This is a genomic window from Polynucleobacter tropicus (assembly GCF_013307225.1).
GTDB lineage: Bacteria > Pseudomonadota > Gammaproteobacteria > Burkholderiales > Burkholderiaceae > Polynucleobacter > Polynucleobacter tropicus.
This window is the reverse complement of sequence record NZ_CP028942.1, coordinates 1,399,990-1,422,767: the sequence shown is the minus strand read 5'-3', so window position 1 is coordinate 1,422,767 and position 22,778 is coordinate 1,399,990. Positions and strand designations below refer to the sequence as shown.

General features: G+C 45.6%; 27 protein-coding genes. 16 read left to right on the top strand and 11 right to left on the bottom strand.

The features are described from left to right. Positions 1-11 precede the first annotated feature (11 nt). Genes fdh3B through DCO17_RS07350 form a run of 4 tightly spaced genes read left to right on the top strand, consistent with a single transcriptional unit; the run spans position 12 to position 2,304 of the window. A complete protein-coding gene (gene fdh3B / locus DCO17_RS07365) occupies positions 12-668 on the top strand; it encodes a formate dehydrogenase FDH3 subunit beta (RefSeq protein WP_173956098.1) in 657 nt (218 codons plus the stop codon). Beyond that, a complete protein-coding gene (locus DCO17_RS07360; protein ID WP_173956097.1) occupies positions 668-901 on the top strand; it encodes a hypothetical protein in 234 nt (77 codons plus the stop codon). Before fdh3B ends, DCO17_RS07360 begins: the two co-directional genes overlap by 1 nt. A 55-nt stretch (positions 902-956) precedes the next feature. Continuing rightward, a complete protein-coding gene (locus tag DCO17_RS07355) occupies positions 957-2,012 on the top strand; it encodes a formate dehydrogenase subunit gamma (RefSeq protein ID WP_173956096.1) in 1,056 nt (351 codons plus the stop codon). A 10-nt stretch (positions 2,013-2,022) separates the two neighbouring features. Then, positions 2,023-2,304 (top strand): hypothetical protein, encoded by a 282-nt coding sequence (locus tag DCO17_RS07350; protein WP_173956095.1) that lies wholly within the window; start codon positions 2,023-2,025, stop codon positions 2,302-2,304. Between the two features lie 11 nt (positions 2,305-2,315). Here DCO17_RS07350 and DCO17_RS07345 read toward each other — a convergent pair whose 3' ends face one another. Together DCO17_RS07345 and DCO17_RS07340 are read right to left on the bottom strand one after the other, a co-directional pair. Next, complete coding sequence (locus tag DCO17_RS07345; RefSeq protein WP_173956094.1) at positions 2,316-3,023, bottom strand: ATP-binding cassette domain-containing protein; 708 nt, start codon at positions 3,021-3,023, stop codon at positions 2,316-2,318. Further along, positions 3,016-3,711 carry an ABC transporter permease gene (locus tag DCO17_RS07340; RefSeq protein ID WP_173956093.1) on the bottom strand — a complete coding sequence of 232 codons (696 nt, stop codon included), beginning with the start codon at positions 3,709-3,711 and terminating at the stop codon, positions 3,016-3,018. Before DCO17_RS07340 ends, DCO17_RS07345 begins: the two co-directional genes overlap by 8 nt. Positions 3,712-3,778: 67 nt before the next feature. On the opposite strand from DCO17_RS07340, the gene DCO17_RS07335 reads away from it, so the two are divergent. From DCO17_RS07335 to cls, 3 genes are read left to right on the top strand one after another with little or no spacing between them, the layout of a single operon-like run. After that, positions 3,779-3,973, top strand: a complete 195-nt coding sequence (locus DCO17_RS07335) for a (2Fe-2S)-binding protein (protein ID WP_173956092.1) — start codon at positions 3,779-3,781, stop codon at positions 3,971-3,973. A 38-nt stretch (positions 3,974-4,011) separates the two neighbouring features. Further along, positions 4,012-4,731, top strand: a complete 720-nt coding sequence (locus tag DCO17_RS07330; RefSeq protein ID WP_437342821.1) for an endonuclease/exonuclease/phosphatase family protein — start codon at positions 4,012-4,014, stop codon at positions 4,729-4,731. Then, a complete protein-coding gene (gene cls / locus DCO17_RS07325; protein WP_173956090.1) occupies positions 4,728-6,203 on the top strand; it encodes a cardiolipin synthase in 1,476 nt (491 codons plus the stop codon). The genes DCO17_RS07330 and cls overlap by 4 nt, the downstream gene beginning before the upstream one ends. Here the strand turns inward: cls and DCO17_RS07320 are convergent. Together DCO17_RS07320 and DCO17_RS07315 are read right to left on the bottom strand one after the other, a co-directional pair. Further along, positions 6,200-7,384, bottom strand: coding sequence for a CaiB/BaiF CoA transferase family protein (locus tag DCO17_RS07320; protein WP_173956089.1), 1,185 nt, complete (start codon positions 7,382-7,384; stop codon positions 6,200-6,202). The two genes, cls and DCO17_RS07320, sit on opposite strands and share 4 nt — an antisense overlap. Before the next feature lie 13 nt (positions 7,385-7,397). Next, positions 7,398-8,567, bottom strand: a complete 1,170-nt coding sequence (locus tag DCO17_RS07315; protein ID WP_173956088.1) for an acyl-CoA dehydrogenase family protein — start codon at positions 8,565-8,567, stop codon at positions 7,398-7,400. Positions 8,568-8,714: 147 nt separating this feature from the next. Here DCO17_RS07315 and DCO17_RS07310 point away from each other — a divergent pair, with 147 nt between their 5' ends. Then, complete coding sequence (locus DCO17_RS07310; protein ID WP_173956747.1) at positions 8,715-9,218, top strand: YqaA family protein; 504 nt, start codon at positions 8,715-8,717, stop codon at positions 9,216-9,218. 48 nt (positions 9,219-9,266) lie between these two features. After that, positions 9,267-10,043 (top strand): 3-hydroxybutyrate dehydrogenase, encoded by a 777-nt coding sequence (locus tag DCO17_RS07305; RefSeq protein ID WP_173956087.1) that lies wholly within the window; start codon positions 9,267-9,269, stop codon positions 10,041-10,043. A gap of 37 nt (positions 10,044-10,080) precedes the next feature. On the opposite strand, the gene DCO17_RS07300 is transcribed toward DCO17_RS07305, so the two are convergent. Next, positions 10,081-11,067, bottom strand: coding sequence for a Bug family tripartite tricarboxylate transporter substrate binding protein (locus tag DCO17_RS07300; protein ID WP_173956086.1), 987 nt, complete (start codon positions 11,065-11,067; stop codon positions 10,081-10,083). Positions 11,068-11,241: 174 nt separating this feature from the next. On the opposite strand from DCO17_RS07300, the gene DCO17_RS07295 reads away from it, so the two are divergent. Continuing rightward, the gene (locus DCO17_RS07295; RefSeq protein WP_173956085.1) at positions 11,242-11,835 is read left to right on the top strand and encodes a urate hydroxylase PuuD; all 594 of its coding nucleotides are present in this window, start codon (positions 11,242-11,244) and stop codon (positions 11,833-11,835) included. Positions 11,836-11,911: 76 nt separating this feature from the next. Here DCO17_RS07295 and DCO17_RS07290 read toward each other — a convergent pair whose 3' ends face one another. After that, positions 11,912-13,081: an NAD(P)/FAD-dependent oxidoreductase gene (locus tag DCO17_RS07290; protein ID WP_173956084.1), complete on the bottom strand. Its 1,170-nt coding sequence runs from the start codon at positions 13,079-13,081 to the stop codon at positions 11,912-11,914. Positions 13,082-13,143: 62 nt separating this feature from the next. Continuing rightward, on the bottom strand, positions 13,144-13,311 hold the full coding sequence (locus DCO17_RS07285) for a rubredoxin (protein WP_217425410.1): 168 nt from the start codon (positions 13,309-13,311) through the stop codon (positions 13,144-13,146). Positions 13,312-13,432: 121 nt separating this feature from the next. Between DCO17_RS07285 and DCO17_RS07280 the strand changes: the two genes are divergently transcribed. Further along, complete coding sequence (locus DCO17_RS07280; RefSeq protein ID WP_173956083.1) at positions 13,433-14,380, top strand: hydrogen peroxide-inducible genes activator; 948 nt, start codon at positions 13,433-13,435, stop codon at positions 14,378-14,380. An 8-nt stretch (positions 14,381-14,388) separates the two neighbouring features. Here DCO17_RS07280 and DCO17_RS07275 read toward each other — a convergent pair whose 3' ends face one another. From DCO17_RS07275 to DCO17_RS07260, 4 genes are all read right to left on the bottom strand, one after another. Further along, positions 14,389-14,565 carry a hypothetical protein gene (locus DCO17_RS07275; protein WP_173956082.1) on the bottom strand — a complete coding sequence of 59 codons (177 nt, stop codon included), beginning with the start codon at positions 14,563-14,565 and terminating at the stop codon, positions 14,389-14,391. 12 nt (positions 14,566-14,577) lie between these two features. Beyond that, positions 14,578-15,120 carry a cytochrome b gene (locus DCO17_RS07270; protein WP_173956081.1) on the bottom strand — a complete coding sequence of 181 codons (543 nt, stop codon included), beginning with the start codon at positions 15,118-15,120 and terminating at the stop codon, positions 14,578-14,580. Positions 15,121-15,220: 100 nt separating this feature from the next. Continuing rightward, positions 15,221-15,946: a bestrophin-like domain gene (locus DCO17_RS07265; protein ID WP_254598735.1), complete on the bottom strand. Its 726-nt coding sequence runs from the start codon at positions 15,944-15,946 to the stop codon at positions 15,221-15,223. Positions 15,947-16,006: 60 nt separating this feature from the next. Continuing rightward, the gene (locus DCO17_RS07260) at positions 16,007-17,152 is read right to left on the bottom strand and encodes an alpha-hydroxy acid oxidase (RefSeq protein ID WP_173956080.1); all 1,146 of its coding nucleotides are present in this window, start codon (positions 17,150-17,152) and stop codon (positions 16,007-16,009) included. Between the two features lie 104 nt (positions 17,153-17,256). On the opposite strand from DCO17_RS07260, the gene DCO17_RS07255 reads away from it, so the two are divergent. The 5 genes from DCO17_RS07255 (at position 17,257) to DCO17_RS07235 (ending at position 22,724) form a co-directional block, all read left to right on the top strand. Further along, the gene (locus DCO17_RS07255) at positions 17,257-18,171 is read left to right on the top strand and encodes a DMT family transporter (RefSeq protein WP_173956079.1); all 915 of its coding nucleotides are present in this window, start codon (positions 17,257-17,259) and stop codon (positions 18,169-18,171) included. A 62-nt stretch (positions 18,172-18,233) separates the two neighbouring features. Beyond that, the gene (gene tcuA, locus DCO17_RS07250) at positions 18,234-19,646 is read left to right on the top strand and encodes an FAD-dependent tricarballylate dehydrogenase TcuA (RefSeq protein WP_173956078.1); all 1,413 of its coding nucleotides are present in this window, start codon (positions 18,234-18,236) and stop codon (positions 19,644-19,646) included. Next, complete coding sequence (tcuB, locus tag DCO17_RS07245; protein ID WP_173956077.1) at positions 19,633-20,775, top strand: tricarballylate utilization 4Fe-4S protein TcuB; 1,143 nt, start codon at positions 19,633-19,635, stop codon at positions 20,773-20,775. The genes tcuA and tcuB overlap by 14 nt, the downstream gene beginning before the upstream one ends. 66 nt (positions 20,776-20,841) lie before the next feature. After that, the gene (locus DCO17_RS07240; protein ID WP_173956076.1) at positions 20,842-21,771 is read left to right on the top strand and encodes a fumarylacetoacetate hydrolase family protein; all 930 of its coding nucleotides are present in this window, start codon (positions 20,842-20,844) and stop codon (positions 21,769-21,771) included. A gap of 5 nt (positions 21,772-21,776) precedes the next feature. Next, positions 21,777-22,724: a Bug family tripartite tricarboxylate transporter substrate binding protein gene (locus tag DCO17_RS07235; RefSeq protein ID WP_173956075.1), complete on the top strand. Its 948-nt coding sequence runs from the start codon at positions 21,777-21,779 to the stop codon at positions 22,722-22,724. The last annotated feature ends 54 nt before the right edge of the window (positions 22,725-22,778 follow it).

Sequence of the window (22,778 nt, the reverse complement as noted above, 5' to 3'; positions counted from 1 at the left end):
AGGAGAACACAATGGCAAGAATGAAATTTATCTGCGATACGGAGCGTTGTATTGAATGCAACGGCTGTGTCACTGCTTGTAAGAACGACAATGAAGTGCCTTGGGGCGTGAATCGTCGTCGTGTCGTAACGGTAAACGACGGCATTATCGGTCAGGAGAAATCTGTATCAGTTGCTTGTATGCACTGTACTGATGCGCCTTGTATGGCGGTTTGTCCAGTGGATTGTTTCTATCGCACTGATGAAGGCGTGGTCCTTCATGACAAAGATATTTGTATCGGCTATGGCTACTGCTCATTTGCCTGCCCATTTGGAGCGCCTCAGTTCTTGAGTAAAGGCGCCTTTGGTTCACGTAGTAAGATGGACAAGTGCACATTCTGCAGTGGTGGTCCAGAGGAGAATGGCAGTGTCGCTGAGTTTGAGAAGTATGGTCGCAACCGTTTGGCAGAAGGTAAGTTGCCATTGTGTGCCGAAATGTGTTCTACCAAGGCATTGATCGGTGGCGATAGTGATGTGATTACCGATATTTTCAATAATCGCGTTAAAACTCGTGAGAAAAATGGCAAGTATCCTGGTTCCAAGGCATTTGGTTGGACAACTGCTTACGGTGGCCCTGATTCACCAGCGCCAACTCCAACACCTGCTGCAAAAATTCCGGGGGCTAAATAATGAAATCACATTTTAAGATTCTCGGCCTTAGCATTGTTGCTGGATTATTGACTGCATGCTCTGAGCCTCCTGAGATTGCCGCTAAGGCTGCTAAGCGTCCTGATGTTGCTCCTTACATGGGTGCCAATAATGGCTTCATGACAAAAGGCTGGACGCCTGGCAATCAAGCTAGTTGGACTGAGTCGATTGACAAGCGCAACCAAGGTCAAAACGAATACAGTCGTATTAAGTGATCATCTAAAAACAATAAATAAAACGATAACGTCGATAACGTTCAAGGACATTTTTATGAAACGATCATTTTCTAAAGTACTAGGCACTTTGGTGGTGACTTTAGGTTTATCACTCACGCTAGTTAGTGGCATGACTTTTGCGGAACGTGCGCCAATGGCGCCATTGCCTTCACCAAGTGGTGTAGATATTCCACCGTCATCAGTGCCCGCAAATCCTAATGCGCTTGCTAGTGGAACACAGGCTCAGTCTCAGCCTGCGAACCCTTCAATCTTCACTGCGCCTAATAGCGATCCGCAAAACTACGTCAGCATTCCTGATAAGCAAGCTGGTGTGTTGATTCAGCGTGCTGGCCAAGAGTGGCGCGTGATTCGTAACGGCGTTATTACCGTTTATGGCGGTTGGTTATTGGCTATTGCCTTTTTTGGCATCATCGCAACCTATACCTTAAAAGGCCCAATGAAGTTGCATGAACCAATGTCAGGCACAAAGATCAAGCGGTTTAGCGCATTTGATCGCTTGGTCCATTGGTTGATGGCTTTTAGCTTTCTAGCTCTGGCGTTTACGGGTTTAATGATTCTTTATGGAAAATACTTTGCGATGCCGCTGATGGGTGGGGCAGCGTATGGATCTTTCTTGATGGTTTGCAAAAATATCCATAACTTTACCGGCCCATTGTTTACGATCTGTATCGTTATTTTCTTCCTTCTCTTTGCTCATAAAAATTTATTTGGCAAGGGTGATATGGAGTGGATTATGGGTTTTGGCGGGATCTTTACTGGCAAACATATTCCAGCGGGATTCTTTAATTTTGGTGAGAAGTTCTGGTTCTGGTTTGGCATGACATTCCTCGGCTTGGTAATTTCTGGTTCTGGCTTCGTGCTCGATATGATCGTTCCATTTATGGATATGCAGTACCTGCGTGGCACGATGCAAATTGCCAATGTCATTCATAGTAGCTCTGCGATTTTGATGACCGCAATGGCAATGGGCCATATTTATATTGGCACTATCGGTTCGCAAGGCTCAATCGATGGCATGAAAACTGGCTACGTGGATGCTACTTGGGCTAAAGAGCACCATGAGCTCTGGTACAACAAAGTAAATAAGTAAGGACAAAGCCATGAAAAAAATCATTGCTTTTACATTCAGCACGCTAACTAGTGCGGCTGCTTTAGCGGCATTGCCTCCATTAACCCCCGAGCAAGCAGAAGCAGCGGCTTTAACAAAGGCAAAAGCTGCTTATGGGGATAAGGTTGCCGCTTATCAATTGTGCCAAGCGCAAAATCGAGTGGCTGATAAATTCAGGGTTGCCGGAACTCCTGCGCCAGCTGCTTGTGTTGCGCCACCACCATTTGTTGCGCCTGTAGCTGCAGCTCCTGCTCCAGCGCCAGCCGCAAAATAATTGCTTGGAAATTACTCGGTAATAAGTTCTTGATGTAGGTAGCGTTTTGCTGCTGTAGTTTGCGGATTTAAAAAGAAGGGGCCTACGGGTCCCTTTTCTTTTATCTCTCCTTGATCAATAAATAGTATGTATTTGGCTAGTCTTTGTACCTGAGCAAGCTGATGGGAGGAGAAAAGAAGATCGGCACCGTTCCGATTAAATTGTCGAATCATTTCTTCTACTTGTTCAGTGGTGTTGGGGTCTAGGTTGGCTGTAGGCTCATCCAGTAGAACCAGATTTGGTTTTTGTAATATGGCTCTAGCAAGGCAGAGCTTCTGACGTTCGCCTGCTGAGAGCTTGTGGGCGGGGTTTTGCGCTAATTTATCAAGCCCCACTTGCTTTAATGCAATATCAATCTCTTGATCGGTAATGGAGGCATCAACATCTCTAACTAAGCCTAAATTGGCGCGTACTGATGCTTTGATCATTGGGGTGTGATGAAGTACTAAAGCAGTTTTGCCGCCAAATGAAAATTGAATGGAGCCTGTATCAGGCTGTATCAACCCAGCCAGCACTTTAAGTAGGGTAGTTTTGCCAGCGCCATTAGGGCCAATGCAGGCAGTAATTCGATCCGCTGGAATCAGGGCATGAGGGATATTCAAAATTATTCGACCATCCCTTGCAACGGTAATATCGTTGAGTTCGATGAATCGTTCAAATTGTTCATTGATATTAACCATAGCGACGCTCCACAATTTGTCGCACAGCAAAAGTAAATAAATTTGCTAGGAGAACAATAGTTAACAGAATGATTCCCAAAGCTAAAGCTAGGGGCAAGTCACCCTTACTCGTTTCCAGGGCAATTGCAGTGGTCATGGTTCTGGTTGAGTGATCAATATTGCCGCCCACAATCATGACTGCTCCAACTTCGGAAATGGCCCTGGCAAGGCCGGCCAAAATCGCGATCGTTAGTGAGAAGCGGCAGTCCCAAATAAGCCATTTGTAGCGAGCAAAGGGGGGTAAGCGAAGGCTTAAAAAAGAGTCTCGATGAATCTTCCATGAGTCTTCCAGGATTTGCCTGCTGAGGGCTGCAATTAATGGGGTAGTTAGGAGGGTCTGGGCAAGTGTCATGCCCTTCGCAGTAAAAAGCCATCCCCAAGCCCCTAAGGGTCCAGAGCGGGATAGCAACAGATAAACAATGACCCCAACAATGACGGTGGGAACCCCCATCAAGGTGTTGAGGGTCACAATAATTGTTTTTTTACCCTGGAATTCTTCGGTAGCCAGTAATGCGCCAATGGGGACCCCAAGAAGGGTGCCAAACAGGAGGGCGGTTAAGCTAACCTGCAGAGACACCAGAACGATACCCAGTACGCCACTATCTAGGTGTGCAAGCAGGGCAAAGGCATCGCGAAAGGCAGTCAACATGCGCTTGATTCTATCAAGGCAATGGCAAAATGACTGAAATGAGATCGATTTCCCTTATTTTTAACTTATGGCTGAAATAGTTTGCCTCTGTAATGAGGTGTTTGATATTGATTTGCGTGAGTATTTAGACGCCAACCCAATTAGCTCAATAGATGAGCTGAGGGAGCAAGCCTCGATTTGCAATAAGTGCATGCAATGTCAGGACTTGGTTGAAAGTGAAATTTATATGGCGCGGATTCGACGCCAAAACGCTGCGGGATAGTCTTAGTGACTCAAATACAAACCACCCGCTTTACAGTAATGAGTATGAATGTTCACAAGGGGTTATCTCCCTTGCATCGTCATTCAACTATTTATCAATTGCGCCAAAAAATGCGTAGTCATCATCCAGACATTTTGTTCTTGCAAGAATTGCAGCAAGAACATCGTGGGCGCATTCGTCGTTTTGGTCAGTGGCCAATAACAGAGTTAACTGATTTTTTGTCTGAAGATTTTTGGCATGATTGGCATTACGGAAAAAATGTTGAGTATCCAGATGGTCATCATGGAAACGCGATTCTTTCTAAGCGACCTTTATTCAAGGGAAATAATTACGATATTTCCGCATATCGTTTTGAAAAGCGTGGCTTGCTACACAGCATGATCCAATTTGATGGGCTTGCTCCAGCTATTCATTGCTTTTGTGTTCATTTGGCCTTGTTCGAGCGAGGTAGGGAGCGCCAGGTTGGAGAAATCATTCGTTACATCGAAGAATTAACTGGGGGCGCTCCGACGATTGTTGCTGGTGACTTCAATGATTGGCGCAATCGGGTGGGCTCCCCAATGCGGGACGCTGGGTTTAATGAGGTTTTTGAGGTTCTTACTGGCGCTCCTGCCAGAACATTTCCCAGCGTGAAGCCAATTTTGCCCATGGATCGTATTTATGTGCGTGGACTTAAAATTCATTCAGTAGAAATTTTGCATGAATGGTTAAAGTTGTCGGATCATCTAGGTATTGCTGCTGAATTGGAATTGGAATGAACATACTGTCTTATATCTTCGGATCAGTTTTTGGGTTTTCATTAATCTGGATCCCAATCCTGCATGCCAGCATCGTTTTTTTATTTGGTCTTTATCTCATCTCAGCTAGAAGACCTGTGGGAGTAGCATTTGCTTGGTTCCTCATTGTGATCCTAGTGCCTCTTATCGGTATATCTTTATACATTTTGATCGGTGAGCGTCCAGTTGGACGTAAGCTAACTAGAAAGATTGTTCGCATGAATCATGAGTATGAAAAGATTACTCAAGAAATGCGCCAACAATACTTGGCAGATCGCAAGAAGCTGCCATTGGAAGGTCAGGCATTAAGTTTGCTTGCAGAATCCCGTAATGGATCGCCTGTAGTCGCCGGAAATAAGATCGAGTTGCACACAGAATCTCTAAAGATATTGCAATTATTTATTCATGAGATTGATCTAGCTAAAAAGAGTTTGCATTTGGAGTTCTATATCTGGGCTTTGGGTGGCGATGCCGATAAAGTGGGTGAGGCATTAATTGCTGCCGCTAAGCGTGGTGTTGCGTGCCGAGTATTACTGGACTCCTTGGGTAGTAAAGATTGGTTTAAGTCACAATGGCCCGAGCGTTTCCGCGCCGCTGGTATTCAGGTAACGGAAGCCTTACCAATTCAGTTTGGCCGTTTTCAGTTTCGGCGCGCGGATTTGCGTCTGCATCGAAAGATATTTGTTATTGATGGCGCTGTAGTGTGGACTGGCAGTATGAATATGGTTGATCCACGTACATTTAAGCAGGACTCCGGTGTTGGAGAGTGGGTTGATGCCATGGTTCGCATTGAGGGCCCTGTGGCGTCCCAATTTGAACTCACATTTGCTTTTGACTGGAGTGTTGATAACCCTCGAATCAAGCATTTCAATGATCGTGAGCCACCAGCATCTCCGCATGAAGGCGCGGCATTGGCGCAAGAATTCTCATCTGGACCAGTATATCGAGATGATGTTTTGTATCAAGTTCTACTCTCGGCAATTATGGATGCTCGCCAGGAGCTCACCATCACCACGCCTTATTTTGGTCCGGATGACGGATTGATCCAGGCCTTAATGGCAGCGGCAGGTAGGGGGGTTAAGGTCACTCTGATTGTTCCAAAACTGAATGACTCCACACTTGTAGCCTGGAGCAGCAAGAGCTTCTATTCTGACCTAATGAGTGCTGGCGTCCAAATCGCAGAGTTTCATGGGGGATTACTTCATACCAAGAGTTTGCTGATCGATAAGCGCATTGCAATCTTTGGGTCAGTGAACTTTGATCAACGCAGTCTTCGTTTAAATTTCGAGATTAGCCTGATTGTCTATAACGATGCATTCTGCGCCAAGCTTGAAAAGTTAATTGAAACTTATTTGCAGCAATCCGATTTTGTGGATCCTAAGGTTTGGGCAAAGCGTCCTCGCTGGCATCATTACCTAGAGAACGCCGCGCATCTAGCTTCACCTCTGCTTTAAATCGCTCCGCTAGCGCGCATTTTCGCGATATCCGCATCGCTCATGCCGAGTTCTTTCAGAATGGATTCGGTATGTTGTCCAACCGCAGGGATGGCATCCATCCGGAAGTGATAACTATCATTTAAGCCAGGCGGTAGAAGGGCGGGGATGTTGCCTGCTGGAGTGCCGACTTCTGTCCAACGCTGGCGAGCCTTTAGTTGCTCATGCTTCCAAAGGCCTTCCATATCATTGAGTCGCGCATTAGCAATCTGCGCTTTATCCAGCCTCGCAATCACCTGCTCCGCTGTGAGCTTCTCAAAGCATGTATTGATGATCTCTAATAGCTCAGCTCGCTTCTCATTGCGCTTGTAGTTTTTGTCAAAGCGCTCATCTTTTGCTAGCGAAGAGTTTTCTAAAACGATCTCACAGAACTGTACCCACTCACGCTCGTTTTGTAGGCCTAACATTACCGTCTTTCCATCGCCGGCTTTAAAAGGGCCGTAGGGATAGATGGTGGCATGCGATGCGCCATTTCTAGAAGGGGGGTTAGCACCTTTGTATGCGTAATACATAGGAAAGCTCATCCACTCACTCAATGCCTCTAACATTGAGATATCAATTACTGTGCCTTTGCCTGTTTTTCCTCTTTGCAAGAGGGCTGCCAGAATATTGGTATAGGCATACATACCAGCAGCAATATCAGCAATGGAATTTCCTGCCTTACTTGGCACCTCTGGTGTGCCAGTAATAGAAAGAAAGCCCGCCTCACTCTGAATTAAAAGGTCATACGCTTTTTTATCACGGTAAGGGCCATCATTGCCATAGCCGGAAATCGCACAAAGAATCAGGCCTGGATTTTCTTTTTGCAGTGCTTCTGGAGTGAGTCCCATGCGAGCTGCCGCACCAGGAGCAAGATTTTGAATGAATACATCAGCTGTTTTAAGTAGGTTCTTTAAAACATCAAGCGCAGAGTTTTGCTTGAGGTCAAGGGTGATGCTTTCTTTAGAGCGATTTACCCAAACAAAGTGAGAAGAAAGGCCTTCTACTTGAGTGTCATACCCTCTTGCAAAGTCGCCATCACCTGGACGTTCAATCTTAATAATGCGAGCCCCAAGATCAGCGAGTTGTCTTGTGCAAAAAGGTGCAGCTATGACATGCTCTAAGGCAACAACTGTAATACCGTCTAAAGGGCGAACGCTCATATTTATTTTTTTATTAGAAAGATCTTGGAAGACCAAGAATATGCTCGGCAACGTAGGAGTAGATTAAGTTGGTAGAGATTGGCGCAACTTGATAGAGACGCGTTTCGCGGAACTTGCGCTCAACGTCATATTCATTAGCAAAGCCAAAACCACCATGAGTTTGCAAGCAGACGTTCGCCGCCTCCCATGAAGCCTTGGCTGCTAAGTACTTGGCCATATTTGCTTCAGCACCACATGGTTGCTTGGCATCAAATAGATTGCAAGCCTTAAAGCGCATCAGGTTTGCTGCCTCTGTTTCGATATAAGAGTCAGCAATCGGAAACTGAATACCTTGGTTCTTGCCGATTGGGCGATCAAATACGACCCGTTCATTGGCGTAGCGACGAGCTTTATCCACAAACCAGTAGGCGTCACCAATACATTCAGCAGCAATCAAAGTACGCTCCGCATTAAGTCCGTCTAGGATGTACTTAAATCCTTTGCCTTCTTCGCCAATTAAGTTCTCTGCAGGAATCTCTAGGTTATCAAAGAAGACTTCATTGGTTTCATGATTCACCATATTGGCAATCGGTTGAATAGTCATGCCTTTGCCAATATCTTCTTTGAGATCGACAATAAAGATCGACATGCCTTCAGACTTTTTAGTCACTTCAGCTAATGGTGTGGTTCGAGCCAAGAGAATCATTAAATCAGAATGTTGAATGCGGGAGATCCACACTTTCTGGCCATTGACTACATACTTGTCACCTTTTTTGACGGCAGTAGTTTTGAGCTTGGTGGTGTCTGTACCTGTAGTTGGCTCTGTAACAGCCATCGTTTGTAAACGTAATTCCCCGGTTGCAATCTTGGGAAGATAGAGTTTCTTTTGCGCCTCTGAGCCATGGCGCAATAAAGTGCCCATGTTGTACATCTGTCCATGACAAGAGCCCGCATTGCCGCCAGAAAAATTAATCTCTTCCATAATCACTGAGGCTTCTGCTAAACCTAGGCCTGATCCACCATATTCTTCTGGGATCAAGGCGGCCAACCAACCTGCTTGTGCCATCGCATCCACAAACGCCTCTGGATAATCGCGCTCATGGTCAATTTTTTGCCAGTAAGCCGAATCAAAGCTGCCGCATAAATCGCGCAATGCTTCACGCATATCTTGGTATTGGTCTGGCTTGGGGATGGGGTGGTTCATGATGGATCTCTATGGCAATTAGGTGCAAACCATTAGTTTAAGCAAGATTTGAAAATCATGAGGAATGCATAAGTGTGCTTGAGCTTAAAATGAATGTATCCAATACGAAAGCAGTTCTATTTTGAAAAAATCCGGAGTTTTTGCTTGATAGAACAAGCACTTCAGCACTTTTTTGCATGGTTTGGTATGCCCTCGGTAGGGCTGCCGGCTGTATTCGTTAGTGCCTTTGTTTCTGCAACGCTATTGCCCCTTGGGTCAGAGCCAATTTTATTCGGCTACATCACTCTAAATCCTCAGTTGTATTGGGTGGCTATTATGGTTGCAGCAGTTGGTAATACCTTAGGTGGTATGTTGGACTGGTGGCTTGGATACCTTGCACGTCAAGGCATGAAGTCCGTAGGAGAGCCCAAAAATACCAAGCTTAAAGTTTGGCTGGAAGATTGGGGCCCAAAAATACTGTTGCTTTCTTGGTTGCCGGGTTTTGGTGATCCTCTGTGTCTGGCAGCAGGGTGGCTCAAGTTGGCGTGGCAACCCTGTTTGATTTATATGTTTATCGGGAAGTTGTTGCGCTATTTAACAATGACCTGGTTGCTGACTTTGGTGCCAGAGAGCTTTTGGCACCAGCTTGGCCATTGGCTACATTTGATTTGATATTGTTCGTTGTATTCTGTATTCACTTAACTTCTTGAGAGAGTTTATATGTCTTCTTTAAAAGGTAAAACAGCACTAGTTACAGGCTCAACTAGCGGCATTGGTCTTGGAATGGCGATTGCTTTGGCAAAGCAAGGCGCCAATATTATGGTGAATGGCTTTGGTGAAAAAGACGAGGCAATTGCTAAGATCAAAGCGTGCGGCGTGGAAGTTGATTACCACGGTGCTGACATGAGTAAGCCAGCAGAAATTGAAGATCTCATTAAGCAAACAGAAAAACGTTTTGGATCTTTAGATATCTTGGTTAATAACGCCGGTATTCAGCACACTGCGAGTATTGACGAGTTTCCAACTGATAAGTGGGATGCGATTATTGCTATCAACCTCAGTTCGGCATTTCATACAACACACCATGCCCTTCCTGGCATGAAAAAACGCAACTGGGGCCGCATTATTAATATTGCATCCGTGCATGGTCTAGTTGCATCAACACAAAAAGCTGCTTATGTAGCTGCTAAGCATGGCATTGTCGGTTTAACCAAAGTAACCGCTCTCGAAAATGCACGCACCGGTATTACCTGTAATGCGATTTGTCCTGGTTGGGTATTGACACCATTGGTGCAAAAGCAGGTGGATGCTCGCGCAGAGCGTGAAGGTATATCAAACGAGGCCGCTAAGATTGCGCTGGTGTCTGAGAAGCAGCCGTCCGGACAGTTTGTAACCCCAGAACAGTTGGCGGCATTGGCGGTATTCCTTTGCGGTCCTGATGCATCGGAAGTCCGCGGGGTGGCTTGGAATATGGATGGGGGCTGGACAGCTCAATAAAAGACTGTTCAGTTTTACTTATATCACCGCTGCGTATTTACTCAGCGGTGATTTTTCTATCAGCAATAATTTTTCCCCACATCGCAGATTGACTGGCGATATATTTCTGCAAATCTTCACGACTGCCTGGATTCGGCATCAGGCCATGTTCCGCTAGTTGCGCATTGGTTGTCTTATCTTTTAGTGCAGCAACTAAAGCCTTATTCCATTTTTCTAGAATGACATCCGGTGTTTTTCCAGGCGCAACAAATGCATACCAGTTGCTTGCATCAAAGCCTGGGTAGCCTGATTCTGCAATCGTAGGAACATTTGGAAGGGTAGGCGCGCGTTTCAACCCCGTTGTCGCAATTGGAATGAGCTTGCCATTTTTAATATAGGGGTCAGCCGTAGCGAGTGCGGAGTAGTAAGAAGACACTCGACCACCCAAAAGATCAACCATAGCTGGGCTGCCACCTTTATAAGGCACGTGGACAGTATCAATATCCGCGCGCACATTCAAAAGCTCTCCCTGTAGGTGGGAGGCAGATCCGCTTCCTGTTGAGGCGAAGGTAATTTTGCCAGGATTCTTTTTCGCCAGGGCAACATATTCTTTGAAATTCTTAACGCCAAGCTCTGGAATGACTACTAAGACATTTGGAAAGGTAACGCCCATTGTGAGTGGTGCTAGATCTTTTTGCGGGTCATATGGCAACTTCATGAGATGAGGCGCAATTGAAAGTGGACCAATTGAGCCAAATAAAATTACCGAACCATCTGCGGGCGCGGTTGCGGTATAGGCATGAGCGATATTGCCGCCAGCGCCAGGTTTGTTATCAACGATGACGTTTTGACCTAGATCCTCACTTAGCTTTTTGGCGATTACACGTGCCGCGCTATCGGCGGAACCTCCTGCAGCAAAGCCAACCACAATCGTGATGGTTTTCTTAGGCGGAAATTCTTGAGCATAGGCGCTGTATGAAAGATGGGTGAGTCCAAGCAAGCTTAGGCTGCTCAGTAAGCGCAAGAATCTAGATCGGGTCATCATAAGTTGTGTCTCATTGTTCTAATTAGTCAGTTTTTAGAGATTTTGCCCTTGAATAAGCGCTAAGTCACTATCTAGCTTGCCATTTTGGGCTGGATTTTCAAAAATTTGCCCTGTCGAACAAAATTAGCAGAATCGTTTATAGTTAGAACGCATTTATATATAGGAGATCCATTCATGGCTTCAATCTTGTCTTCATTAGGACGCACTGTATTTGCTGGTTTTGTGCTTCTCGTTTTGATTATTCTCGCTTTAGGCGGTAACTTCAGCTCCGCTGAATTGCCATTCGTATTCCGTTGGTTGCATGTAATGTTTGGTGTGATGTGGATTGGTTTGCTCTGGTACTTCAACTTTGTGCAAATTCCTTCTATGCCAAAGATTCCTGATGAGCAGAAGCCAGCGATTGGTAAAGTAATTGCGCCAACCGCATTGTTCTGGTTCCGTTACGCAGCTTTGTTTACCGTATTGACAGGTTTGATCGTGGCTACATTAAGTGGCTATGCTCACCAAGCGTTTACATTGCAAGCTCCATTCCGCGCAATTGGTTTGGGTATGTGGATTGCATTAGTAATGGCATTCAATGTTTGGTTCATCATTTGGCCAAACCAAAAACGTGCCCTTGGTATCGTTACTGTAGATGCTGATACAAAAGCAAAGTCTGCTCGCGTAGCGATGTTGACATCCCGTTTGAACACATTACTCTCAGTACCAATGCTGTTCTTAATGGTTGCTCAGTCTCACAACACAACTTGGTTCGTGATTGTTTCTTAATCAAGTCAGCAATTGTTAAAAAGGCCCGCTATGCGGGCCTTTTTGTTTTCAAGTATCAACAAAGGCTCTAGAGGGCTTAGGTAAGAATAGGGGGTAGCTCTTTGCTCAAGGTAGCTCGTTGAGCAGTTGCCGAACCCATCAATACAAATCCCAGTAATTTTCCGTCATCAGATTCAAAACGTGCTTCTAGGCCACCCTCAATCTTTTGGGTTTTCCATTGACCATTTACGCCTTTAGCGGGAGGAGAAACAACTGTAGGTAGCGCAGGCGTTTTTACCATGACCGGCATTGCAGGGTAGCTTAATGCGGTGCGTGGACCGGTAAGTGTTTGAGCTAGCGCTCTAGCGGCTTGCATGATAGGCATCACATATGGAAGAACGAGACCTTCGACTTCTGCGCAATCACCCAGTGCATAAACATCTGGAAGATTGGTTTGCAACTCTCGATTTACTTGAATACCGGCACCGGTAAAAATACCGCTAGCTTTAGCTAAATCCACTCTTGGTTTTAATCCAACTGCCGAGAGTACAAAATCACAGGTGATATTAGAACCATTTGCTAGAGTCACGCTGAGACTATCGCCTGAGCGGTCTACTGTTTGCACGGTGGTATTAAAGTGCCACCGGACTCCTGCTTCACTGAGTTTTGTTTGTAGCTCGGCTGCGGCTGTTTCGGGGATTAGACGGCCCAGAGCTTGCGGGGCAAGGTCAATAACATCCACCTTGTAACCACCCAGCGTTAAATCATTTGCAAACTCGCATCCAATCAAGCCTGCGCCAAGAATCGCGATACTCTTTTTATTGGCAATAGCTTCGCGGAATTGACCATACTCTTCTAGATCATTCACGGTCATCACTTCATTTGCCGCATTACCTTGAAGTGGGATACGAATCTGATCGGCACCCAAAGCTAAGACTAGTTTTTCAAAGGGAATCTCTCCTTTGTTGGTAGAGACTACTTTTTTACTTGCATCAATTGCACTCACATCCGTTTGTGACAAGATGTTGATTTCAAGTTGAGCTGCCATTCCATCGGCGGGTGTCGATATGAGTTGCGCAGCTTCTTTCTTGCTGGCAAATGCTGTCGATAGCATTGGCTTTGAATAAAAGTAACCAGGCTCACGCGTGATGAGGGTAATAGGAGTCGTTTTATCTAGTTTCCGAATTTCACGGACCAAGGTGTACCCAGCCAAGCCGCTACCAATAATGACGATAGGGGATGTTGTTTGTGACGCGTTCTGATTCAAGGCTGGGCTCCTTATTAATGCTTTAAATATGTGGATATTTTTAAATGACGGAATAGAGGGGGTTAGCTAATCCGAACCATTTCAAAGTCGGATTTGGCTACGCCGCAATCAGGGCACTCCCAATCCTCTGGGACATCAGCCCAAGCTGTACCAGGTGCGATGCCGTCCTCAGGTAAGCCCTTGGCTTCGTCATAGATGAAGCCGCACACGATACATTGCCAAGATTTCATATTGATTCCTTCATTATTTCTATCAATTTTAAGTGGAGATGACTTTTCCCGTTCGACCCTATTAATCAACCCGGTAAATGAAGATGCTAATATTTATCTAAATATCCGATAAGGGGGCAGTATGGCCTATTTACCGTCATTAAAGCAGTTAACCTACCTCGTTGCTTTGGCAAAGGAGCTCAATTTCACACGAGCAGCTGAGGCCTGTTTCGTTGGTCAATCTACTCTGAGCGCGGGTTTAAAAGAGTTAGAAGATGGGCTTGGGATTCAGTTGGTAGAGCGTGATCGCCAAAGCGTTTCGATTACCCCGGCGGGTACGGAGGTGTTAGAGCGAGCAAAAACCATTTTGACGGCCTCTGAGGATTTGGTTGAGTATGCGAGTGCATCCGGTAAGCCCATGACGGCAACTATTCGATTGGGTGTGATTCCAACAATCGCCCCATTTTTATTGCCTTCCGTATTGCCAGAAGTTCGTGAGCGCTTCCCAAGTTTGAAAATTACTTTGCGTGAAGATTTAACTGCTAACTTACTTTCCAGGATCGCCGATCATAAATTAGACTTTGCGCTAATTGCCTTGCCTTATGACGTTGATGGTCTGTTGGTAGAAGAGTTGTTTGACGATGGTTTTTGGTTGGTTGCAAAAGAAGGCGATCCAGCCCTTAAAGGAAAAGAAGTTACGCTGCCTGCCAAGATGGCAGAGCGACTATTGCTCTTGGAAGAAGGGCACTGCTTGCGTGAGCACAGTTTGCAAGCATGCAGGAAGGTTGACATCCGTAAAGACGAGAGCATGGAAGCAACCAGCCTTCTCACTTTATTGCAAATGGTTGAATCTGGATTGGGGATTGCTTTGTTGCCAGAGATGGCCGTTAAGAGTAGTCTCCTAAAAAATACAGATCTGCTTGCTAAAGAATTGAGTGCGCCAGTGCCTAAAAGGGTTATTGCTCTAGTGGCAAGATCTTCAACGGCTCATCTCGCGGAGTTCACTGCCTTGTCAAACTGTATTCGTGATCAGTTTGGTGTGCACCTGGAAAAAAGCAAAACAACAGAAATAAAACCTTCGCGCTTATGAAGGCTTAATTATTTTTTGTCTTCAGGATCTTTGAGAAGGTCATAGTGGTTGGCGACCAATAGCAAGGCTAGAGAAGCACAACCCATGGCGAAGAATTGCCATTGATGCAGTATTGCGGTACCCACTACAGTCATTAGTACGGTCCAGCCGACAGCCATCTTGGCTTTTTTAGATAGCGGTTTCATTCGAATTAATCCTTATGCGAGAGTTTTGCCTTTACGCAACATTCTACGCAAGGTGTCATCCTTGACTACGTAATGTTTCCATAAGGCGGCTAGCGCATGAATCCCAATTAGGAAATAAAGCATATTGCCTAAAAACTCATGAATGCCTTCCACGAATTTTTTCATTTCAGGGTTAGGCGTAACAAACTGTGGCCATACCAACCCAAAGAAATGAATTTCCTTGCCAGCGTATTGAAAATACAGAATGCCAAAAATAGGGGATATCAATAGCAAGGCGTAGAGCAAGAAATGCATAGCTTTTGCCAAGCGAGTGAATAGGGGTATGGGATTTGTTGGTTGGGGTACGCCATAAATCTTACGAATGGCTAAGCGAACGATCATCGCTAAAAAAATCAATTGACCAAACACACCGTGAATCGATTTGCATAAATCTCTTGCTTCACTACCTTTAGGGAATTGCCCCTTTAATTCAATGGCAATAAAGGCTGCTATCACCAGTAGGAATACAAGCCAGTGGAGAAAGATGGAAGCCGGATGATATTGGGGTCTCGACATATTGCTTAGCGTTATTGAGGTTTTTTATTGATTTAAATGATAATCAATCTCATTAACATTATCAATGCTAGGGGGAATTTCCCTGTATGGGAATCAAACCTTATTTATTGGGAGAGGGGGTTTTGGCTATTAGGCTGTTCTGTAGGGTGATGAGGTTTCGGGGCTCAATGCGGATAACTCCACCTCTTGGACTATCAATATCGGCAATTAAGAAAAAAGAAACCGAAGTGACAAAAGGGAAAATCATGAATAAGCCCACATTCTTTTTGAAATTACGAGCTCCAAAGCCAACCAGTAAGTTTGCGCAAATGGCAATTGCAGTCATTAAGGACCATGCTGCAATAGGTATGCGATTCCACCAAGCTGCCTGCACATAGCCTTGGGAATTTAGTACGTCATTCATACCAGAGATGATTAATGCATTGGTCGGACTTGCTTGGTTCCGCGCAACTGGTAGAACTTCTTTCCACAACGCATCTTGAAGTTCATCCGTTTTTTGGCGAATCTCCTGAATTTTTTCTTTATCTTGTTTTGAGTAGAACAAGATGCGTTGCTCTAGGTATTGCTGAAGCAAATCTTTTGTTCTTGCGGATGCCTGTGATGGTAAAAGATCGGCTCTGAGATATTCAGTGCCAATTGCATTGGCTTCACTTTCTTCAAGAATTTCGCGATTGTCATGGCGGTCAATCGCCATGGAGAACGTGAAGCCGATGATCAGGGCTAATAATGTCAGGGTTGCTGTCTGAATCACCCCCAGATCTTGTGATGTTTCGGTATCTTTGCTTCTATAGGGGCTTAGCACGACATTGCCAAGCCAAACAGACAAGCAAAAAACTAGAAGCGAGGCTCCAAAAACTAGGACGGGGTGATTAAGCAAGTAGGAAATTTAGAAGGTTCCTGGATACAAAATATCTTTTGTTACGTTCTGAATATCACGATGACCAGTAAACGCCATCGTGATATCCAATTCATTGTGGATGAGCTCTAAACACTTTGTTACACCAGCTTCGCCCATGGCACCTAAGCCATAGAGGAAGGGTCGACCAATCATCGTGCCGCGAGCGCCCAGTGCCCAAGCTTTGAGGACGTCTTGACCCGAGCGAATGCCGCCATCCATCCAGACTTCAATATCTTTACCAACCGCATTCACAATTCCTGGGAGTGCTTGAATGCTAGACACGGCACCATCAAGTTGGCGACCGCCGTGATTGGAAACAATCAGCGCGTCAGCGCCGGAGTTCGCAGCCATTCTTGCGTCTTCTTCATCCAAGATGCCTTTAATAATGAGCTTTCCACCCCAGAGCTTTTTGATCCACTCTACGTCGCCCCAATTGAGGCCTGGATCAAATTGCTCAGCCGTCCAAGAGGAGAGGGAGGACATATTGCCTACGCCAGTGGCGTGGCCAACAATATTTCTAAAAGTTCTGCGAGGAGTCATCGCCATACCCAAGCACCAACGTGGCTTGGTGGCCATATTGATCATATTGGCAATGGTCAATTTGGGTGGAGCTGATAAACCATTTTTCAAATCCTTATGGCGTTGACCAAGAATTTGTAAGTCCAGCGTTAATACAAGCGCAGAACATTTTGCGGCTTTAGCGCGTTCAATCAAGCGCTCAATAAAGCCACGGTCTTTCATCACGTACAACTGAAACCAAAAAGGTTTGGTGGTGCGTTCTGCAACATCCTCAATAGAGCAAATGCTCATTGTTGAAAGGCAAAATGGCACACCAAATTTTTCAGCGGCTTTTGCTGCCAAGATTTCACCATCGGCATGTTGCATGCCAGTGAGTCCAGTTGGGGCAAGCGCTACCGGCATAGCTACTTCTTGCCCCACCATTTTGGTTTTGGTGGTGCGGTTTGTCATATCAACGGCTACGCGTTGACGTAATTTGATTTTCTGAAAGTCAGATTCATTGGCGCGATAGGTAGACTCGGTCCAAGAGCCAGAGTCTGCGTAGTCGTAGAACATCTTGGGGGTGCGTTTTTTGTGAAGAACCCGCAAGTCTTCGATATTGGTAATAACTGGCACAATCAATCCTTCTAGTGTATTCGTATGCGTCTATAAGCTCTATCTTAGCAATACCAAGGAATTGTTTCTACAATGCTAGACAGCGCCTAATCCGCTAAGCCTAAATGCCTAAACTCACCCTTGCTACCGTTGTCTATTTGCTAATTGCCACAGCTCTGTGGGCCGGGAATGCTATAGCAGGTCGCCTCTTGGTGGGGAGTGTTTCACCAATTACGCTGAGTGCTATCCGCTGGGGTTTGGCTGCTTTATTGTTATTGCCCTTGGGTTGGCGCGTCTTTAAACCAGATAGCGCTTTATGGCAAAACAAAAAACGCTTCATTTTATTGGGGCTCTTTGGGGTGGGCAGTTATAACGTATTGCTTTATCTAGCCCTACAGACCTCAACCGCAATTAACGTTACCTTGATAGGCGCAAGCATGCCAATTTGGATGCTATTCATTGGCGCTGTTTGGTACCAAGTCAAACCCACTCTCTTGCAGTTGTTAGGCGCAATCGTTTCATTGATAGGGGTGGCTATTGTGCTAACTAGAGGTGAGTTATCCGCATTACTTTCTATGGAAATGGTGGTGGGTGACTTATTGATTATGTTGGCCACTATCTTGTGGGCTTTCTACAGTTGGATGTTGAGTCGTCCAGGTGCTAGTACTGAGCGACAGTGGCCGTGGGCAGACTTCTTGATGGCGCAGGTCTTGGTCGGTTTGTTGTGGACCAGTTTCTTTGACGGATTTGAGATAGCCATGGGGCTTGCGCATCTTGAGCTTAACGCTTGGACTGGCTCACTTATTTTGTTTGTCGCAGTGGGCCCTTCCTTAATCGCTTACCGCTGCTGGGGACTGGGTGTGAATGGTGCGGGCCCTACCATCGCGGCTTTCTTTGCGAACTTTATTCCTTTATTTACGGCTCTTTTGTCTGCCGCGATGTTGGGTGAGCCTCCGCAGCTCTTCCATGGAGTGGCATTTGCTCTCATCGCGCTTGGCATCTGGGTATCCTCGACCAAGGGCCGATCCTCCGGCGCTTGATTTGGGTCTTGGTAAATAAACCAAAAAAACAGTAAAGTATTTCCTTTTCTTCTAAAAGTCTCATGGTTGATGTTCTAGTGATTGGTGGCGGTAATGCCGCTCTGTGTGCTGCCCTGATGGCCAGGGAAGCAGGCGCTAGCGTTCTTCTTTTAGAAGCTGCACCAAAAGAGTGGCGTGGTGGCAATTCTTCGCACACACGCAATATTCGCGCGATGCATGATCAGCCTGAAGACGTGATGCTGGAATCCTATACTGAAGAAGAATATTGGCAAGACGTATTAAAAGTGACTAGTGGCAATACCGATGAAAAATTAGCTCGTCACGTTATACGTTCTTCATCGCAATGTCGTCAGTGGATGCAACATCACGGCGTTCGTTTTCAACCTCCACTTTCTGGCACATTAAATCTCTCGCGTACTAATGCATTCTTTATGGGTGGTGGCAAAGCTTTGGTCAACGCTTACTATCGCAGTGCAGAAAACTTAGGCGTGCAAATACGTTATGAGTCGCCTGTATCGTCTGTAGAAATTCAGGATGGTAAGTTTGTCGCAGCATACGTTGGAAACGAACGTATTGAAGCTAAGGCCTGTGTCATGGCTGCCGGAGGATTTGAATCAAATCGCGAGTGGTTAAAAGAAGCGTGGGGTATTAATGAATATGGCGAGTCACCTGCTGAGAATTTTCTCATTCGTGGTACACGCTATAACCAGGGTGTATTGATTAAGCAGTTGATTGAGTTGGGCGCCGATTCAGTTAGCGACCCCACACAAGCACATATGGTTGCGATTGATGCTCGTGCCCCTTTATATGATGGCGGAATTTGCACTCGTATCGATGCGGTGTCATTCGGCATCGTTGTAAACAAAAATGCTCAGCGTTTCTCGGATGAGGGTGAGGATTTCTGGCCCAAGCGTTACGCTTTTTGGGGAAGACTGGTAGCACAGCAACCAGGTCAGATTGGATACTCCATCATCGATTCAAAAGTACTGGGGCGTTTTATGCCTCCGGTTTTTCCAGGTGAGAAAGCCGATACTCTTGAAGAGCTCGCTAACAAACTAGGCCTGAATCCTCAGGCTCTCCTAGAAACCGTCAAGACATATAACGCGGCATGCAAGGTGGGTAGTTTTGATCACACTATTTTGGACGATTGCCATACAGAAGGTATTGAGCCTGCAAAAACACATTGGGCTTTGCCGATTGACGAAGGTCCTTTCTATGGATACGCAGTACGCCCTGGCGTGACATTTACTTACCTTGGTTTAAAGACAGATGAAACCGCTGCCGTTCGTTTTAATGGCGTACCAAGCTCAAACTTATTTGTTGCTGGCGAGATGATGGCTGGCAATGTCTTGGGCAAAGGTTATGCAGCAGGGATAGGCATGGCGATTGGTACTGTGTTTGGACGCGCCGCTGGAGTTCAAGCCGCGCAGGCAGCAGGAAAACAAACAATGGAGCTTCGACATGCAAGCGCTTAACACGCTAATTCAAGAGGCAAGAACTATAGCCGTTACTCCAGAGACTGAAGCGGATCGCATGCTGCAGATTTGTAATGCGTGTCGCTATTGCGAGGGATTCTGTGCCGTATTCCCAGCGATGACACGTCGCATTGAATTTACTCCAAGCGTCGTCAACTATTTAGCAAATCTATGTCATAACTGCGGCGCCTGTCTGCATGCTTGTCAATATGCTCCGCCACATGAGTTTGCAGTGAATATTCCGCAGGTAATGGCGCAAGTTCGCAAAGATACCTATATGACCTATGCCTGGCCAAGAGCCCTAGGTGGTCTATATAGGAAGAATGGTTTGGCATTGTCATTAGCAACAGCTATTTCAATTAGTTTCTTCTTATTGCTGAGTGCTGCGCTCAATGGTTCGCTCTCATCGGCACCATTGAATGGAAATTTCTACGCAGTCTTTTCACATAACACCTTAGCCTTGATGTTTGGCGCAGTCTTTGGTTTTTCATTGCTGGCGTTAACAATGGGCTTGATTCAGTTTTGGCGCGGCATTACTCCTGGCGCCATCTCAGGTGGCGCACTGGTAGAAGCTACTCATGATGCCTTGACCTTGAAATATCTCGGCGGTGGTCATGGGGATGGTTGCAATAACGAAGACGATGCTTTTTCTCTATGGAGAAAACGTTTCCATCATTTCACTTTCTACGGGTTCATGTTGTGCTTCGCTGCGACATCTGTAGCAACGATTTATCACTACTTCCTTGATTTACATGCGCCCTATGATTTAACTAGTTTGCCCGTGATACTGGGAACATTGGGCGGCATTGGTTTGCTGATTGGACCAGCAGGGTTGCTGTATTTGAATTTACGTAGAAATGCCGCTCACGGCGATGCCACTCAAAAACCCATGGATAGGGCATTCATTGTGCTGCTATTTTTAATTAGTGCATCTGGTTTGGCGCTACTAGCCTATCGCGATACTTCGTCAATGACGCTTCTATTGACTATTCACTTGGGTTTTGTAATGGCATTCTTTCTAACAATGCCGTATAGCAAGTTTGCACATGGCTTCTATCGGATGGCCGCTTTGCTTAAGAATGCTATTGAGAAGCGTCAGAAGAATCATTTACAGTTTGGCGCAGACTGACTGTTATCGCTAATTCTGCAACTGTAGAAATAATTTTCATCAAAACATAACCATAAGAAGAGCAATATGAGACTAATTACCTTTATTCGAACTGGATCAAGCCATCCCGAAATTGGCGCACGCTTACCTAATTCTGCTGGCGATCAAATACTTCCATTTGCTGATATAGCTAAGAAGCTGGGTATTCAGGATTTCCCCGTGGATATGAAATCCTTTTTGCGAGCGGGTAATGCTGTGATGGATCAGGCCAAGTCATGGGTCGCCTCGTCAGCCGAGCACGGCGCATTATTGATTGATGCAAAAAATATTCGCTACCTGCCACCGATTACCGATGCTGAGAAGTTTCTTTGCGTTGGGAAAAACTACCGCACTCACTTGGAAGAGTTAAAGCGTACTAATTTAATTAAAGAGATTCCTCAGGAGCCAACTTCTTTCATTAAGTTAAATTCTTGTCTGTCTGGACATGAGGCTAAAGTGGTGCGCCCTAAAGGGATTACACGCTTAGATTACGAGCCAGAGCTGGTATTTGTGATTGGCAAGCGTGCTTTAGGCGCTAAAAAATCTGAGGCAATGGATTATGTCGCAGGCGTGACCATTCTGAACGATTTAACTTGTCGTGATTTGCAGTTGCGTGAAGTTGCTTCGGGATCTCGTTTTTGGACGGGAAAAAATATTCCAGGATTTGGCCCCCTTGGCCCAGAGATTGTCACAATTGATGAAATTCCGGATGTCTATGATCTTTGGATGACTTGTTCAGTTAATGGTCAAGAGCGTATGCGTGTGAATACGGTAGATCAGATATGGAAGATCTCGGATATTTTGGAGCATTTTTCTCGCTTTATTCCTATCGAAGCCGGCGACATGTTCTCTACAGGGGCGCCAGGTGGGGTGGCGGTAGGCAAAGAGAACGCCGAAGATCTTTATCTCAAGCCTGGCGACGTGGTTGAATGTTCAATTGATGGCATTTCTACTTTACGAACCACCATTATCGAATAAAAGCCATGAAGCACTTATTACGCAGACTTGGTTTATTGCTCACTTGTTTTAGTTTAGGCATCTCTACTGCGCATGCTGCAGAGATTTATCCATCTAAGCCAATTAAAGTTATTGTTCCTTTTCCGCCTGGGGGTGGGGCAGACACTCTCATTCGGCTGATCTCTCCAACGCTTGGCGAATTATGGAAGCAGTCGGTCATTATTGAAAATCGTCCAGGAGCTAGTGGTGCAATTGGGGCTGAGCTTGTTGCTCAAGCATCTGCTGATGGCTATACCTTACTCATGGGATCAACCGCTGCTGTAACTGAAAAAAATATCGCGCAGTTTGCACCGGTGGCTCTAGTTTCTGCTTCGCCGTATGTGGTGACTGTAAGCCCTGCATTGAATGTAAATTCGATAAAATCTTTAATTGCTTATGCAAAAGCAAACCCGGGAAAGGTGAGATATGGTTCATCTGGACCAGGCTCAGCATCTCATTTAGCGGGTGAGTTGTTTGCTTCAATGGCAGGACTTGAGTTGCTGCATGTTCCTTATAAAGGAACTGGTCAAGCTTTAACGGATTTGTTGGCGGGGCATATTGATCTGATGTTTGCACCTGCGCAAACAGTGATGCCACAAATTGAATCTGGAAAATTAGTCGCTCTAGCGCAAACAGGTGCTAAACGTTCTGAAGCACTTCCTAATATTCCGACGGTGACTGAAGCAGGTTTGTCTGGATATAGCGCGGTAGGATGGTTTGGGCTTTTTGCGCCGGTAAATACCCCAAAATCAGTTGTGCAAAAAATCAATCAAACCGTGATGTTTGTCCTTAGCCAAGATCGAATACGCAAGGCTATGTTAGAGCGCGGAAGTGACCCCGCCAGCGGTAGTGCTGATGAATTTGCCGCTTTTTTGCGCTTAGATCAATCAAAATGGGCTAAATTGATCAAAGAGAACAAGGTTGCGGTGCAATAAATACGTAAATCAGTATCATTTAGGGCTATTCACAGATATTCCCAGGAAATTACT